General features: G+C 58.4%; 10 protein-coding genes. 4 read left to right on the top strand and 6 right to left on the bottom strand.

Annotated features, from left to right (window positions below):
* Position 1: 1 nt before the first annotated feature.
* Positions 2–1,480 carry a carboxypeptidase M32 gene (locus ACFQY0_RS01865; protein WP_379708488.1) on the top strand — a complete coding sequence of 493 codons (1,479 nt, stop codon included), beginning with the start codon at positions 2–4 and terminating at the stop codon, positions 1,478–1,480.
* A gap of 2 nt (positions 1,481–1,482) precedes the next feature.
* On the opposite strand, the gene ACFQY0_RS01860 is transcribed toward ACFQY0_RS01865, so the two are convergent.
* The gene (locus ACFQY0_RS01860) at positions 1,483–2,310 is read right to left on the bottom strand and encodes a hypothetical protein (protein WP_379708486.1); all 828 of its coding nucleotides are present in this window, start codon (positions 2,308–2,310) and stop codon (positions 1,483–1,485) included.
* Between the two features lie 114 nt (positions 2,311–2,424).
* On the opposite strand from ACFQY0_RS01860, the gene polA reads away from it, so the two are divergent.
* Together polA and ACFQY0_RS01850 are read left to right on the top strand one after the other, a co-directional pair.
* Positions 2,425–5,211, top strand: coding sequence for a DNA polymerase I (polA, locus tag ACFQY0_RS01855; protein WP_379708484.1), 2,787 nt, complete (start codon positions 2,425–2,427; stop codon positions 5,209–5,211).
* 240 nt (positions 5,212–5,451) lie between these two features.
* Positions 5,452–5,577 (top strand): hypothetical protein, encoded by a 126-nt coding sequence (locus tag ACFQY0_RS01850; protein WP_379708482.1) that lies wholly within the window; start codon positions 5,452–5,454, stop codon positions 5,575–5,577.
* Between the two features lie 281 nt (positions 5,578–5,858).
* Here the strand turns inward: ACFQY0_RS01850 and gap are convergent, their stop codons facing one another.
* From gap to ACFQY0_RS01825, 5 genes are all read right to left on the bottom strand, one after another.
* Positions 5,859–6,908: a type I glyceraldehyde-3-phosphate dehydrogenase gene (gap, locus tag ACFQY0_RS01845; protein WP_379708480.1), complete on the bottom strand. Its 1,050-nt coding sequence runs from the start codon at positions 6,906–6,908 to the stop codon at positions 5,859–5,861.
* A gap of 121 nt (positions 6,909–7,029) precedes the next feature.
* Positions 7,030–8,031 carry a COX15/CtaA family protein gene (locus ACFQY0_RS01840; protein ID WP_379708478.1) on the bottom strand — a complete coding sequence of 334 codons (1,002 nt, stop codon included), beginning with the start codon at positions 8,029–8,031 and terminating at the stop codon, positions 7,030–7,032.
* 57 nt (positions 8,032–8,088) lie between these two features.
* Positions 8,089–9,381 (bottom strand): AI-2E family transporter, encoded by a 1,293-nt coding sequence (locus ACFQY0_RS01835; protein WP_379708476.1) that lies wholly within the window; start codon positions 9,379–9,381, stop codon positions 8,089–8,091.
* Between the two features lie 82 nt (positions 9,382–9,463).
* Complete coding sequence (locus tag ACFQY0_RS01830; protein ID WP_379708474.1) at positions 9,464–10,480, bottom strand: TIGR01777 family oxidoreductase; 1,017 nt, start codon at positions 10,478–10,480, stop codon at positions 9,464–9,466.
* A 74-nt stretch (positions 10,481–10,554) separates the two neighbouring features.
* Entirely contained in the window at positions 10,555–11,076 is a 522-nt protein-coding gene (locus ACFQY0_RS01825) for a GbsR/MarR family transcriptional regulator (RefSeq protein WP_379708472.1), read from the bottom strand.
* A gap of 193 nt (positions 11,077–11,269) precedes the next feature.
* Between ACFQY0_RS01825 and ACFQY0_RS01820 the strand changes: the two genes are divergently transcribed.
* Positions 11,270–14,134, top strand: coding sequence for a lamin tail domain-containing protein (locus tag ACFQY0_RS01820; protein ID WP_379708470.1), 2,865 nt, complete (start codon positions 11,270–11,272; stop codon positions 14,132–14,134).
* Positions 14,135–14,143 lie beyond the last annotated feature (9 nt).

Below are 14,143 nucleotides of genomic sequence, written 5' to 3'. Positions count from 1 at the left end.
CATGTCTGCTTTCGAAAGCCTCAAACGCCTCGCCACCGAGGCTGCCATCGTTTCATCATCGGCCTCCGTTCTGGGTTGGGATCAGGAAACCTATCTTCCGGAACAGGCCCACGATTGGCGTGCCCGCCAATTATCCTGGTTGGCAGGTCGCAGCCACGAACTCTCGACCTCGAAGGAGCTGGGCGACGCCTTGAAGGCAGCCCTTGACGAAACCGATTCTTCCGACGAGCGCACGCTTGGAAACCTGCGCGAGATGCAGCGTCGTTTTGATCGGTCCACCAAGCTTCCCGCCTCACTCGTCGAGAAGAACTCTGAAATCTCCTCACGCTCCAAGCATGCCTGGGCTACGGCGCGGAAGACTTCCGACTTCAGTCTCTTTGCTCCCCATCTCCAGTCGGTCCTCGATATCAGCCGTGAGAAAGCTGAACTCTGGGGCTATCAGGACGAGCCCTACGATGCCCTGATCGAGACTTACGAGCGCGGTGCCACCACCGCCAGTGTCAGCAGAATTTTCGATGAGCTCGGTCCTGATCTCCGGAACATTGCAGCAGCGGCCGTAGCACGCACCGAGGCAAAGCCCGCGAAGCTTCCGGAGGGTCCCTACCCCATCGATCAACAGATGAGCTTCAACGAGAAAGTCGCGCGCTCCTTTGGCTTCGACTTCGACCGGGGACGCATCGACACCACCACCCACCCTTTCTGCACCACCCTGGGTCCAGACGATATCCGTCTAACAACGCGCTATGAGGTGAGCGACTTCACCTCATCGCTTCTCGGAGTTCTTCATGAAGCGGGTCACGGGCTCTACGAGCAGGGGCTTCGCGCCGGGGACTTCGGCCAAGCCGCCGGGGATTCGGTTTCGCTCGGGATCCATGAATCCCAATCGCGCCTTTGGGAAAATCACGTCGGTCGCTCACGAGAATTCTGGGCCCACTGGCTCCCTGTGGCCGCTGAGCATTTCCCCCAATTGAAGAACACGGATCTGAACGACTTCCTCGCCTACATTCATCGGGCTGAGTTTTCCTTCATCCGCGTCGAATCGGATGAGGCGACCTACGACCTCCATATCCTGCTGCGCTTCGAGCTCGAAAGAAGACTGATGAGGGACGAAATGAAGGTTGCCGACGTCCCGGCCGCCTGGAATGAAGCCTTTGAGAAAAGCTTCGGCCTGATTCCGCCTGACGATGCCCACGGATGCCTCCAGGACATCCACTGGTCAATGGGAGGACTCGGTTACTTTCCAACCTACACGCTTGGAAATCTGAATGCCGCGCAGCTGTTCGCGGCTTCCATGCGGGATGGGTCGATCAGAAGCGCCTTCTCGAAAGCGGACTATGCACCGCTCCTTCAATGGCTGAGAGCCAAGGTTCACGACCACGGCGCGACGCTCGAACCTTCCGAAATCGTCAAGAGAGCGACGGGGAGTGAGCCCAACGCAAGGGCTCACCTGAATCACCTGCGTGAGCGCTACAACCGGTAGCATTACTTGATTTCCATGCCGCTCTTCGGCCAGATCCACTTCTCGACCTTGCCGCCCTTGATCAGGGCTTGAGCCTGGATGTTTTTCACGCCGAAAATGGTCTCAGCCTTATACGAGGCGAGGCCGGTCTGATAGGTCTCGCCGCCGGACTCCTTGTCCTCGTCGGCCTTCCAGCCAAGAACCTGGTCGAAGGCAAACTCCTTGATCTCGCCCGCCTTCACGCTGGCCTGCATGACGGCGACGATCTCCTCCGGAGAAAGTTGCTTGTCGGCCACGGCTGGAGCGGCAGGGGCTGCAGCTTCGGGCGTGGCTGGCTCAGCTGGAGTCGCTGGATCAGCCATCGCCGGAGCCTCCGGAGCCGCGGGAGCCGCGGCCACTGGTGGGGCTGTCGGGGCTTCAGGCGGCTTGTTTCCGAGCACTTGGACCAGATCGGTCGACATCACAGCCACTTTGCCCTCTGCCGTTCCTCCGAAGTTGATAACCAGCTCGTTTCCCTCGACTCGGACGGGTTTAACCTGAACGCCAGCCGGAACAAGCATGGGGGCAGATGCTCCAGCAATCGGGAGTGATGCCTCACTCTTCAGTTTGACCGCCTCCGGAAGTTGTTCCGGGGTCAATGTCGCGACCCAAGCCGGTGGCGCGGGGGCGATCGGGGCCGCGGGAGCTGCGGGTTTCGCGGGTGATTCGATCTCCACCGGGGTGGAGCTGCCGTCGGCCTTCTCGACGACTTTTTTCGGAGTGGGTAGCAGAGCCGGGCGGACCGAAGGCTCTAAAAGATAACCTAAAACACCTGCGATAATGATTCCAATAACTGAGGGACCGAGCTTCATGTGAGGGGACTACGTAAGAAGCTTCGGCATTCTTTGCGAGAGTTTTGTCAGCCAGCTGGAGGCAGGCGTCTTCTTCACTGGACTCCGACCCGCTCGCTCTGGTCTCTTTCTCCCATGCCCCGCCTGTTCCTTCTCGATGGCATGGCGCTCGTCTACCGAGCCCATTTCGCCTTCATTACCAATCCCATTCGGAACTCCAAAGGGGTCAACACCTCCGCTCTCTACGGCTTCACCAATACGCTGCTGACCATCCTTGAGAACGAGAAGCCCTCGCATATCGGCGTCGCCTTCGACACCTCGGCCCCCACATCCCGACATGAGAAATTCCCGGAATACAAGGCTCAGCGGGAGGACATGCCCGAGGAACTCGCCGCAGCCATTCCCCACGTCAAGCGTCTCTGCCAGGCCTTCCAAATCCCCGTCCTCGAAAAGGATGGCTTCGAAGCCGACGACCTGATCGGCACGCTCGCCAAAAAGGCGGAAATTGACGGCTTCGAAACCTACATGGTTACGCCCGACAAGGACTTCGCCCAATTGATCAGTGCCAGTACTTTCATGTGGAAACCCGGCCGCAAGGGCAACGACCACGAAGTCGTCGGACTGCCCGAGCTTTCCTCCATCTGGGGCGTCGAACAGCCCGCTCAGATCATCGACCTGCTCGGCATGATGGGCGATTCGGTAGACAACATTCCCGGCATCCCTGGAGTCGGTCCAAAAACCGCTCAGAAACTCATCTCCGAATACGGCTCCCTCGAAGGCGTTCTCGCCAACACCGACAAGCTCAAGGGCAAGCAGAAGGAGAAAGTGATCGAGAATGCGGATCTCGCACGACTCTCCAAAGATCTCGCCACCATCATCGTCGATGCCCCCATCGACGTCTCCTGGGACGACCTCGTGCTTTCATCGCGCGATGATAACAGGGTCAAAGATCTATTTACCGAGTTTGAGTTCCGAACTCTGAGCAAACGCCTGTTTGGCACTGACACCCAAAGCGAATCCCCCAGCTCGGCCGAGGAGAAGAGCCCCGACATCCAGCCGACGCTTCAGGAAACCTTCAAAACCATTGGCGATGTCGAGCACCACTATCAGCTGGCCGATACTCCGGAAAAGCAGGCGGAGCTATTCAAGCATCTCGCCGCCCAGAAGTGTTTCTGTTTCGACACCGAAACTACCGGACTCGATCGCTTCGAGGCGCGACTGTTAGGCATCGCCTTCTCATGGAAAGCAGGAGAAGCCTGGTATCTTCCCTATTCCAATTCGATCAAAACACCGCTCGAAGAAATTCTTTCCGGCCGCGCCGAAAAGATGGGTCACAATCTCAAATACGACCTCTCGGTTCTCCAGCAGCACGGCATTGCCACCAGCGGGCCTTACTTTGATACCATGCTCGCCCATGCGCTCCTTCATCCCGAGCAGCGTCATGGCATGGACTATCTCGCCGAAAGCCTGCTCGGCTATTCCCCCATCAAACTGGCCACCATCGCCAGCCAGACAGAGCCCGAAGGGGACCCTGATGACCTCTTCGCCCACGCGGCGAAGAAGAAGGCGAGCAAGGAACTCGACATGGCATCGATCCCACTGGAGAGCCTGGCAGAGTATGCGGCGGAGGACGCCGACATCACCTGGCAGCTATCCGAGCACCTCCGGCCCCAACTCCGTACCGCCGGACAAGATGCCATCTTTTCCGATCTTGAAGCCCCCCTCCTTCCCGTTCTCGTGCGCATGGAGATGGAAGGCATTGCACTCGATACCGGGTCACTGTCCGACATCAGCTCTTCGCTGGAATCCCGCATCGGGGAACTGAGCCGTTCCATCTCCGAGCAGGCAGGACGTCCCTTCAATCTCAATTCGCCGAAGCAACTCGGAGAGATCCTTTTCAACGACTTGAAGCTCGTCGAGAAGCCGAAAAAGACCAGGAAAGGTCAGTTCAAAACTGACGAACAAACGCTTTCATCCCTGGCGGGAAAACACCCTATCATCGACTCCATCCTCGAATACCGCGAAGCGACCAAACTCAAGTCGACCTATGTCGACGCACTCCCCGCCCACATCGCTCCATCGACAGGGCGCATTCACACTCACTTCCATCAACTTGTCGCCGCCACCGGACGTCTGGCATCAACCGATCCAAATATTCAGAACATCCCGATTCGCTCCGCTGCGGGACGGGAGATTCGAAAAGCCTTCGTCCCCCGAGAAGGATTTACCCTTTTGAGCTGCGACTACTCCCAGATCGAACTTCGTGTGATGGCCTCGCTCGCCAACGACGAGTCGATGATCGATGACTTCCGCAATCAGCGTGACATCCATACCGCCACGGCAGCTCGGGTCTGGAGTGTCAGGGAGAGCGAAGTCACCCGCGAGCAGCGCAGCGGCGCCAAGATGGTGAACTTCGGGATCATCTACGGCATCTCCGCCTTTGGACTCAGTCAACGACTTGGCATCGGTCGAGCCGAGGCTGCTGAACTGATCGACAACTACTTCAAGGAGTATCCTGCCATCAAGGAGTTCATGGACCGCACCATTGCCGAGGCCCGTGAAAGCGGTTATGTCCAAACCCTCAGCGGCCGACGCCGCTACTTCCCCGATCTAACATCCGGCAACCAGACCATCCGTGGCAATGCCGAACGCGCCGCGATCAACACACCCATCCAAGGAACGGCCGCCGACATGATCAAGTTCGCCATGATCAAGGTCGATGCCTTGCTACGAAAGAAGCAGTACCAAACACGAATGCTGCTCCAAGTTCACGACGAACTCGTCTTCGACCTTCATCCTGCCGAAGAAGCCACCCTCATTCCCGAAATCATCGGGCTGATGGAGACCGCCCTGCCCCTTCCAAACAAAGTTCCCATCCTCGTCGAACACGGAACCGGCGACAACTGGCTCGCCGCGCATTGAATCATCCCGGCAGGGATGAAAGTCGATAGCCGATCATCCCGGCAGGGATGAAAGATGATAGCCGAGCATCCCGGCAGGGATGAAAGATGATAGCCGAGCATCCCGGCAGGGATGAAAGATGATAGCCGGGGGTCAAGCGCAGCGACCACCCCCGGGTTTAAGGCCGGAGAAACCAAGCATCCCGGAGGGATGCCACCCGGATTGCTGAACCTAAAGACCTTCTCATCTATTTAGCGTGGCATGCCATTCACCTACGCCGTTCTTCGCCACCACTTGATCTTCGCGACAGAAAGCCTGGGCCGGGAAGAACTGGTGGAGTTTCGCTCGAAGTCGGGAGTGGGTTTCGAAGAGCGTTATCTCGATTAGGCGACAATAGAGGGCCGGCCCTGATGGCATCCCTCCGGGATGCAATAACTCTCCTCTCGAATCCGGGGGTAGTCGCTGCGCTCGACCCCCGGCTAACATCTGCCATCCCTCCGGGATTCATTCATCGTTCATCTCCGTCCCTGGGGGTGACACGCACCGCACACCGCACACCGCACACCATCCACCATCCACCATCTTCCATCTTCCATCCCTCCAAGACGAAAAAAAGCGCCCGCCCCTTACGGGCCGGACGCTTAAACATCGAACGAGAACGAAATCGATCAGATACCCTTTTTCACGATGTCGTCGAGAAGGTCGACAACACGGTTCGAGTAACCCCATTCGTTGTCATACCAGCTGACCAGCTTGAAGAAGGTGCTGTTGAGTTCGATCGAGGAACCCGCATCGTAGATCGAGGAAAGCGGATCGTGGATGAAGTCGGAGGAGGCCACTTCGTCTTCGGTGTAACCGAGGATGTCCTTGAGGTAAGTCTCGGAAGCCTTCTTGAGAAGTTCGTTGATTTCCTTGAGTGAAGTTTCCTTCTCGGTCTTCACGGTGAGGTCGACAGCCGAAACGGTCGGAGTTGGCACGCGGAACGCCATACCCGTGAGCTTGCCGGCCACTTCCGGGCAAACGAGACCAACGGCCTTGGCGGCACCGGTGGTCGATGGGATGATGTTGATCGCAGCACTGCGGCCACCCTTCCAGTCCTTCTTCGAAGGTCCGTCGACCGTCTTCTGAGTCGCGGTGTAGGAGTGAACGGTGGTCATGAGACCTTCCTTGATGCCGATGCCTTCCTTGAGGAGGACGTGGACAAGTGGGGCAAGGCAGTTGGTGGTGCAGCTTGCGTTCGAGATCAGGTGATGCTTCGCAGGATCGTATTGGTCGTCGTTGACGCCCTGAACGAAAGTCGCGACGCCGTCTCCCTTACCAGGAGCGGAGATGATGACCTTCTTGGCACCAGCGGTGATGTGACCCTGGGCAAGCTTGTCTTCGACGAAAAGACCCGTGCTTTCGATCACGATGTCGACACCGAGTTCCTTCCAGGGAAGGCCTTCTGGAGTGCGGGCGCTGACGACTTTGATTTCGTGGCCGTTGACGACGATGATGTCATCTTCAGCGAGGTCAGGTGAGGACTTCTTCGAGGACACTTCACCCTGGAAGCGGCCTTGGGTGGAGTCATATTTGACGAGATAGGCGAGGTTATCGGCAGGAACGAGGTCACCCACGGCAACCACATTGAAGGTCTTTCCGAGGTGGCCCTGTTCGACGAGTGCGCGGAAGACAAGACGTCCGATGCGTCCGAATCCGTTAATTGCGATGTTAGTCATGATCGTGTTGGTGGGTAATGGTGCCGCCGGATTTGGCAGCTCTGAAAACCCGATGGACACTTATTGCCGCCGGGCGGCGGGATTATTCACCCGGAACCCCATCCGTCAACGCTCCACTTTCCTAGGAGGAAAGCTCGCGCACTTTCCAGGTTCCACAGAGCCAGAGCACCACTGCTGCAAGCATGATCCCGGCCAATCCGACGTGAAGAACCTGAACCACCGCAAATACCCGGATCTGGGACATGACGAGTCCAAGGACCATTTGAACTCCAACCAAAGCCAACAATACTTTGGCGGGCTTTCCCACTTCTCCCCCAGTTGCCTTGCCCGTCTGCCACCAGGCGAAAAAGGAAACGACCACGATCGCCCAGGAAAAGCTTCGATGGATCAGGTACACAGAGGTTCCCTCCAATTCGCCGATCCACTCTTCTCGGGGAGCTCCGTCGTGGGACTTCGCCAGGAGGTCGGTCATTTCCCGAATCTGGGTCCCCATGATCCCCTCGACCACGATCAAGGCAAGCAAGGCAAACACCCAGGCCCGAACGGAGAGGATCGAGCGCGAGTCCAAGCGGAGCGACCACGGCTGATCGGTCCCGCGCCAGGCAGTATAGGTCAGGAGCCCGACCAGCAGCATCGCCAGAGCCATGTGCAGCGTGAGCACTCCGGGTTTGAGCCCGCTGTAAACCACCATCGCTCCGAGCACGGCATTCGCGCCCACAAGGATCAAGGAAACGAGGGCACTCCACCAGACGATCCGTCGCCGTCGAGGCTGCCCGAAGGCCGCCACCATGGTCGCCAGGGAAAAGAAGGCAACCGGTAGAGCAAACAGGCGGTTGACGAACTCCGTCCAGACGTGACGCGGATTGAAATTCTCGAGGATGTGCTCGGGAGTCACGGTTTCGGGATCCCGTCCAAGTCGCTCGGCCTTGCGCTGGAACTTTTCAAAATCAATCCGTCCGAGGTCCACCTGCTCGACTTTCCATGGAGGAATGATGCAGCCCCAGCACTTCGGCCAGTCCGGGCAACCAAGGCCCGCGCCAGTGACTCTCACGATCGCTCCGACGAACAACAGGATGACCACCGAGACGAGCGCGGCGGTGGCGAGCTTTTGGAAACGGTTCATGTGGCGGCGGCAAGATGGAGAGACCGCCGTCACATTCCAGCGGAAAACGCCGCCAATCTAGGGCTGACCCGTAGCTTCGGCCGTTTCGGCCGGGATCGCTTCCCCGTCGCGCTTCTCCGCCGCTCCTTCCTTGAGAATCCGCTTTTCCTCATGAAGACCGTGAGTCTCCTTTCCTATCGCCACCGCGATCCACCGGAACTCATTGCTGTTATCGAGCACCACCTTCACCATCATCGTCAAAGGCACGGCCAGCAGCATCCCAATCGGACCCCAGAGCCAGCCCCAGAAGAGCACGGAGAGCAGGACGATCAAGGTCGAGAGGCCAAAGCGGCGTCCCATCAGCATCGGTTCGATGAAGTTCCCAAGGAAGGTATTGATCAACACGTAGCCGCCCATGATCGCCAAGGCCTCTGGTGGGCCATTGACCAGCAGTGCGAGAATCGTCGGCGGCAAACCGGCAATCACCGAGCCCACCACGGGAATGTAGTTCAGCGCGAAGGCAAGGATGGCCCACAACACATAGAAATCCAATCCCGCCGCCCAGCACAAGGTGCCGGCCAGGACACCAGTCGCCAGACTGATGGCCGTCTTGATCCCGAGATAGCGCTGGGTGTCCTTCAAGGCACTCAGCAGACGCTGAATGTTCGGCCCGCGAGCTTCGCAAATCGCATCGAAACGCCGCCCGAACATGCGCGCTTCGGTCAGCATGAAAACCGTCAGGATCAGGATCACCAGGGAGGTTCCGAAAAAGGAGACCACGCGCGCGACCACATCCGTGCCGACATTCCAAACCTGGGCAAACTTCAGCTCCCGAAGCTGGGCAAGCACTACGCCTGCGGCCTGGGTCAGGCGCGACTCCTTCTCAAGTCTCTCCAGTTCGATCCGTTCCCCTTCCGGAACAGGGATCGCCTTCGGAGCATCGATCTCCGGAATTCCGGAATCGGCGTCCTGGGAGTTCTGACCTTCGCTCCAGAAGCTATTCACCTTGTCCCCCATCGCCGCCACGCCATCGACCGCCTGCTCCAGCCTGGTAATGGTCAGCGCCGAATACTCGGAGTTCCATTTTTCCTGCAGGTCACCAATGATCGAAATGGCCAAAAGTACCAGCCCGGCGAGGAAGGCGAAATCGACGAGCACGGTCAGAAGCACTGCTACGGCCCGCGGCACCTTGTGGTTTCTCAGCCAGTTGGTGATCGGGAAACTCACGGTTGCGAGGAAGAACGCCAGCAGCATCGGCACGAAGAAACCCTGAGCCGCCTTCAGTCCGGCGATCACGACAACCAACGAACCGAGGAGAATCAGCATCTGTGCCGCGCCGGGCTTACGATGTCTTGTTTCCAATCCGCTCATCTCAGTGCGCGGTCAGAGTAGCCCCTTTGTGCGAGCACGACAAAGTAAACCTTTCGACATCAGCGAATTTTCGACGCCCCCCTCATGCCGTCCTCAATCCTTTCCCCGTGGTCCACACTTTCGACCCCGCGGCCCGCCTCTCGGGCACGTGGAAAAACCCCTCCAATCCGCGTCGCGATTCGAGATCAAAAAGTGCCGATCCCATCTCAGGCCAGCGCCAGCGGAAGCCTTCGGCCATCAGCCGACCCGGCTTCACCCAACGGCTCTTCAAAACCAATTCCGTCTCAGTCCCCATCACCAGCGCCCCCAACTCCAGCATCCACTTCGCCGACGGAAGCCCGAGCGGCATTCCAAGCATCTCGCGGAAGCGCTGCATCAACTCCGCATTGGTCGGCGCATGGGGTGCCGTCAGATTATAGACCCCATCAGCAAATCCGTCGGCTTCAAGCCTGCTGATGATCTCCAGCAAGTCATCCATGTGAATCCAACTCACCCGTTGTCTGCCACTGCCCATTCGCCCTCCAAGTCCCCGTTGCACCAGGCCATTGAGCACATCGAAAACCGTCTCGGGCTCGTTCGCCATCACCATCCCGATGCGCAAAGCCAGCTTCCGCGTCCGGCCCGCGACCTTCGCCGCGAAGAACTCCTGCTCCCAACGCTGCGCCACACCAACCGAGAACCCCTCGCCCGGCTCGCCGGTCCATTCATCCTGCGGTTGGTCCTCGGCGTGACGATAAAGCGTCGCCGTCCCGGCATTCATCCACACTACCGGCGGCACCTTGCAACTCGCAATCGCTTCGCCAATCACCCGCGTCGCTGCAACCCGCGACTCCATGATCTCATGGCGGTTCGCCTCGTTGTAGCGACAGTTCACACTCCTCCCCGCCAGATTGATGACCAATCCCGCCCCTTCGAGAGCCAGCGCCCAGGGCCCAATGGTCTTTCCATCCCACTCGAGAAACATGCCATCGCCCGACCAGCCGTCACGCCGCCTCCCCACCGCGACCACTTCCCGACCCTGACGGGCAAAGTATCGACAGAGATAGCGACCGATGAAGCCATTTGCTCCAAAGATGATGACGGGCGTTTTTGTTTCCATGGCTGGTGGTGCCTCCTTGTATTTAATTTTATATTTTCAGTAAATCGTGAAATTGATGGGCAAAAAATAACCGCCTATTTGAGAAGTTTGGCCGCCAATTGAATGGCGAACCCATGCTTCATCGAGGCGATCTTGTCGGCCATCGTCGAGGCGAAACCGACAAACTCCTCCAACTGGCGCATCTGCTCGTGGAAGACCTTCCCCTCCTCGCTCGTCATTTCCTTGCTCTCCTCCGCGCATTGATGAAGGACCGCGATGGCCGGCTCAATCTCGCGACGCTTTCGCTCTTTTGCAACGGTCGTAAAAATGGACCAAACATCCTTCTCTGCTTCGAAATACTCCCGTCGCTCGCCCTTTTTCACGACGCTCCGGATCAGCCCCCAGGCGATGAGCTCCTTCAGGTTCGTGTGAGCGTTTCCCCGGCTGATCTCCAGCTCCGCCATCACATCATCCGTGCTCATGGGGTCCGGGACTGTCATGAGAAGGGCATGAATCTGGGCCATCGTCCGGTTAATCCCCCACTGCGTCCCGAGCGCCCCCCACTGGGACACGAACTGCTCCCGCGCCTGCTTCAACTTGTCAGCCTCGCCCTTCATTGTTTTCTATTATTTCTGAAAACTAAGAAAGCGCAAGAGAAAACCGCGATGAGCGAAAAGCGTAGGCCATTTTCCCATCGCCTCTCCAAGTGCGACGGTCTATGTGTCGTAAAGGCCATAAAGCAGGTCGTGTGTCGATTGCGGCACAGCTCATGCTCCCGGCTTTGAAATCCATCGGAAAGCCAGCAGTTTCATGAAAATCCGCCCCCTTGCCCTCGTCGCCTTCGGTTTGTCCCCCATCAGCGCTTTTGCCCTCGGCCCAGGTGACATCGCCTTCACTGGATTCAATGCGGACGCCAATGACGACCTTGCCTTTGTCGCCATTGTGGCGATTCCCGGGAATGAAGTGATCACCATTACCGACAACAACTGGAACGGAACCGAGTTCGCGAGCAGCGAGGGCTCCGTGATTTGGACAGCGCCTGAGAGTGGCGTGGCAGCAGGAACGGTCGTGACTCTCAACTCCCTCGGCGACGCGCTGACGGCAAACATCGGGACTTTGACGACGGGGGGGAGTTTCAATCTTAGTTCAACGGGCGACGCCGCGATCGCCTTCCAAGGTGAAGCCGCCGCGCCCACGAGTTTTCTCGCGGTCATTTCTAATGGAAATGAGTCCTCACTCGGAACGCTGGAAGGAACCGGCCTGACGATTGGAGTCGATGCCAACTTCACCGCAAACGGTGCCGATGTCATGGCTTACAACGGGGCTCGTACGGGCGAAGCTTCGCTGGCGGACTACCTTACCCTCATCAATGATAGCACCTTCTGGATTTTCGGTGATGGAACAGGTGACCAGTCGAATGATGGGACCGCCCCTGATGTTCCTTTCGACACCACCGCGTTCGTAACGGGCGGCACACGACCCGTGACGGTCTTCCTTGCGCTTAGCGAAACCGAACTCGCGGAAAACGGGCAGTCCACGACGCTTACCATCTTCCGCGACGGCCCGACCACTTCGGCCGCCACGATCGACCTTTCCTCGAGCGACACTGGCGAAGCCATCCTCCCCGCCACCGCTGAATTCCTTGCCGGTGATGACACGGTCGATGTCACCGTCACTACCGTAGACGACTCGATTTTCGACGGCTCGCAGCTCGTCATTCTCACCGCTGGTGGGAGCGGCTTCTTCGATGGCACGGCTGAACTCATCGTTGCGGATGACTTCGCCGACACCACTCCCCTCATCATCAACGAAATCTATCCTAACAACTTCGATCTCGATCTGAATGGGGACGGGATCGCCAATGGGAGCGACGAGTTTGTGGAACTCGTCAATACATCGGGCGGGCCGCTCGACATTTCGGGTTGGACAATTTCCGACGCGGACTCTGTTAGACACACCTTTGAGGCGAATACGATTCTGGATACGGATTGCGCGATCCTCGTCTTCTCCTCGCTCTCTCCAAACATCAGCGGCATCAACGGAACGTCGGCAGTCGCCGCTTCCGCAGGAACCCTGTCGCTCAACTCATCGGATACCCTCACCCTTCACGACGACTCGGCGACCCTGATCATGACCAGTTTCTATGAGTCACCCTTCGTAAGTGGTGTCCCGCTTGACGCGCTGAATCTCGAATCCGAGATCACGCCAAGTGCCTATATCGATCACTCGCTGGTCACGGGGAGCGGTGGCGCCCAGCTTTCGCCAGGCACCAAGGTGGATGGCTCGGCTTTCTGCGCAAGCCCGGCCCTGACCCTGAGCGCCTCTCCAGCCTCGTTCACCGAAGATACCGTGGGCACTGCGTCGACGGGAACCATCGTGGCAAACCCCATGCCGACCGCGGACCTCACGATCAGCCTCGCCTCCAGCGACACTTCGGAAGCGGTCGTCCCCGCGACCGTTACCATTCCCGCCAATACTTCGAGCGTCACCTTCTCCATCACCACCCTCGATGATCTCGAGGTCGATGGAGACATTCCCGTGACGCTTTCAGCATCTGCCCCGAACTATGGCGGCGACACCTTCATCGTCACGGTGCTCGATGACGGCGACTCCGCCATCGCTCCCAACCTGACACCCGGCTCAATCGCCTTCACCGGCTTCAATTCCGACTCTGGAAAAAACCTCGCATTTGTGGTGCTCGATCCCATCGACGAAGGACAGGTAATCTACTTTACGGACGATGAATGGAATGGCCTCGAGATTGGTTCTGGCGGGGGATTTGACGACGCTAATGAAGGCACCCTCAGATGGACAGCTCCTGCCGGCGGAGTGAGCGCCGGAACCGTCATCACTATCGACAGCGTGGATTCCTCCGTAAATGTCACCGCCAATATCGGAGCTGTCGCCCAGGAAGATGCGAGCTTCAATCCCAGTACCAGCGGGGACACGATCTATGTCTATCAGGGCACGGATTTCAGGACGGTCAGCTCCTTCCTCGCCGTGCTTTCCTCAACGACTGGGGCCGAACTCGGAGGAACCGGTCTGAGCGAGGGAACCACAGCGATCATGCTTCCCAACAGCACGGACGGTGCTGCCTACACGGGTTCCAGATCCACCAGTCCCAGCTACTCGGGCTACCTGACATTTCTCGGCAACGTTGACATGAACTGGACGACTGACAGCGACGGCGACTCGCTTGTTCCATTCAGCACTGTGGCCTTCACCCTTGGCACCGGCGACGCCTACGACGCATGGGCCAGCAACGCCGGCCTCACCTCCGGCGTTAATGATGGTGCCGAAGACGATGCCGAAAACGATGGCAGCGGAGACGGCATCGCCAACGTGCTCGAATTCCTCCTCGATGGTGATCCACTCGCCGTTGATCCATCGATCCTGCCCAGTGTTTCGGTCGACGCCACCGACTTCATTTTCGTCTTCAATCGTCGGGAAGATTCCATCGGCACCGTCACGGCGAACTTCCAGTGGTCCACCGATCTGAGCTTCCCTGAGACCCATGACGTGCTGATCACCCAGGATGGCTCGTCGGCCGACGAAAATGGCGTCGTGGTCAGCATTGATGAAGAGAGTACGCCCGACACCGTCACCGTCAGGGTCCCCCGCAGCAACGCTACGGGAGGCAGGATCTTCGGCCGTCTGAAGGCCAGCCGTCCCTGATTGACTCCG

Source organism: Haloferula chungangensis (assembly GCF_042664875.1).
Taxonomy (GTDB): Bacteria; Verrucomicrobiota; Verrucomicrobiia; order Verrucomicrobiales; family Akkermansiaceae; genus Haloferula; species Haloferula chungangensis.
The sequence above is the reverse complement of the archived record's forward strand: the minus strand, read 5'-3'. Positions and strand labels throughout refer to the sequence as shown.

What these genes read in the sequence shown, in the direction of transcription:
- ACFQY0_RS01865 (WP_379708488.1), top strand. Translation starts at nt 2, where the DNA reads ATGTCTGCTTTCGAAAGCCTCAAACGCCTCGCCACCGAGGCTGCCATC.
- ACFQY0_RS01860 (WP_379708486.1), bottom strand. Translation starts at nt 2,310, where the DNA reads ATGAAGCTCGGTCCCTCAGTTATTGGAATCATTATCGCAGGTGTTTTA.
- polA (WP_379708484.1), top strand. Translation starts at nt 2,425, where the DNA reads ATGCCCCGCCTGTTCCTTCTCGATGGCATGGCGCTCGTCTACCGAGCC.
- ACFQY0_RS01850 (WP_379708482.1), top strand. Translation starts at nt 5,452, where the DNA reads ATGCCATTCACCTACGCCGTTCTTCGCCACCACTTGATCTTCGCGACA.
- gap (WP_379708480.1), bottom strand. Translation starts at nt 6,908, where the DNA reads ATGACTAACATCGCAATTAACGGATTCGGACGCATCGGACGTCTTGTC.
- ACFQY0_RS01840 (WP_379708478.1), bottom strand. Translation starts at nt 8,031, where the DNA reads ATGAACCGTTTCCAAAAGCTCGCCACCGCCGCGCTCGTCTCGGTGGTC.
- ACFQY0_RS01835 (WP_379708476.1), bottom strand. Translation starts at nt 9,381, where the DNA reads ATGAGCGGATTGGAAACAAGACATCGTAAGCCCGGCGCGGCACAGATG.
- ACFQY0_RS01830 (WP_379708474.1), bottom strand. Translation starts at nt 10,480, where the DNA reads ATGGAAACAAAAACGCCCGTCATCATCTTTGGAGCAAATGGCTTCATC.
- ACFQY0_RS01825 (WP_379708472.1), bottom strand. Translation starts at nt 11,076, where the DNA reads ATGAAGGGCGAGGCTGACAAGTTGAAGCAGGCGCGGGAGCAGTTCGTG.
- ACFQY0_RS01820 (WP_379708470.1), top strand. Translation starts at nt 11,270, where the DNA reads ATGAAAATCCGCCCCCTTGCCCTCGTCGCCTTCGGTTTGTCCCCCATC.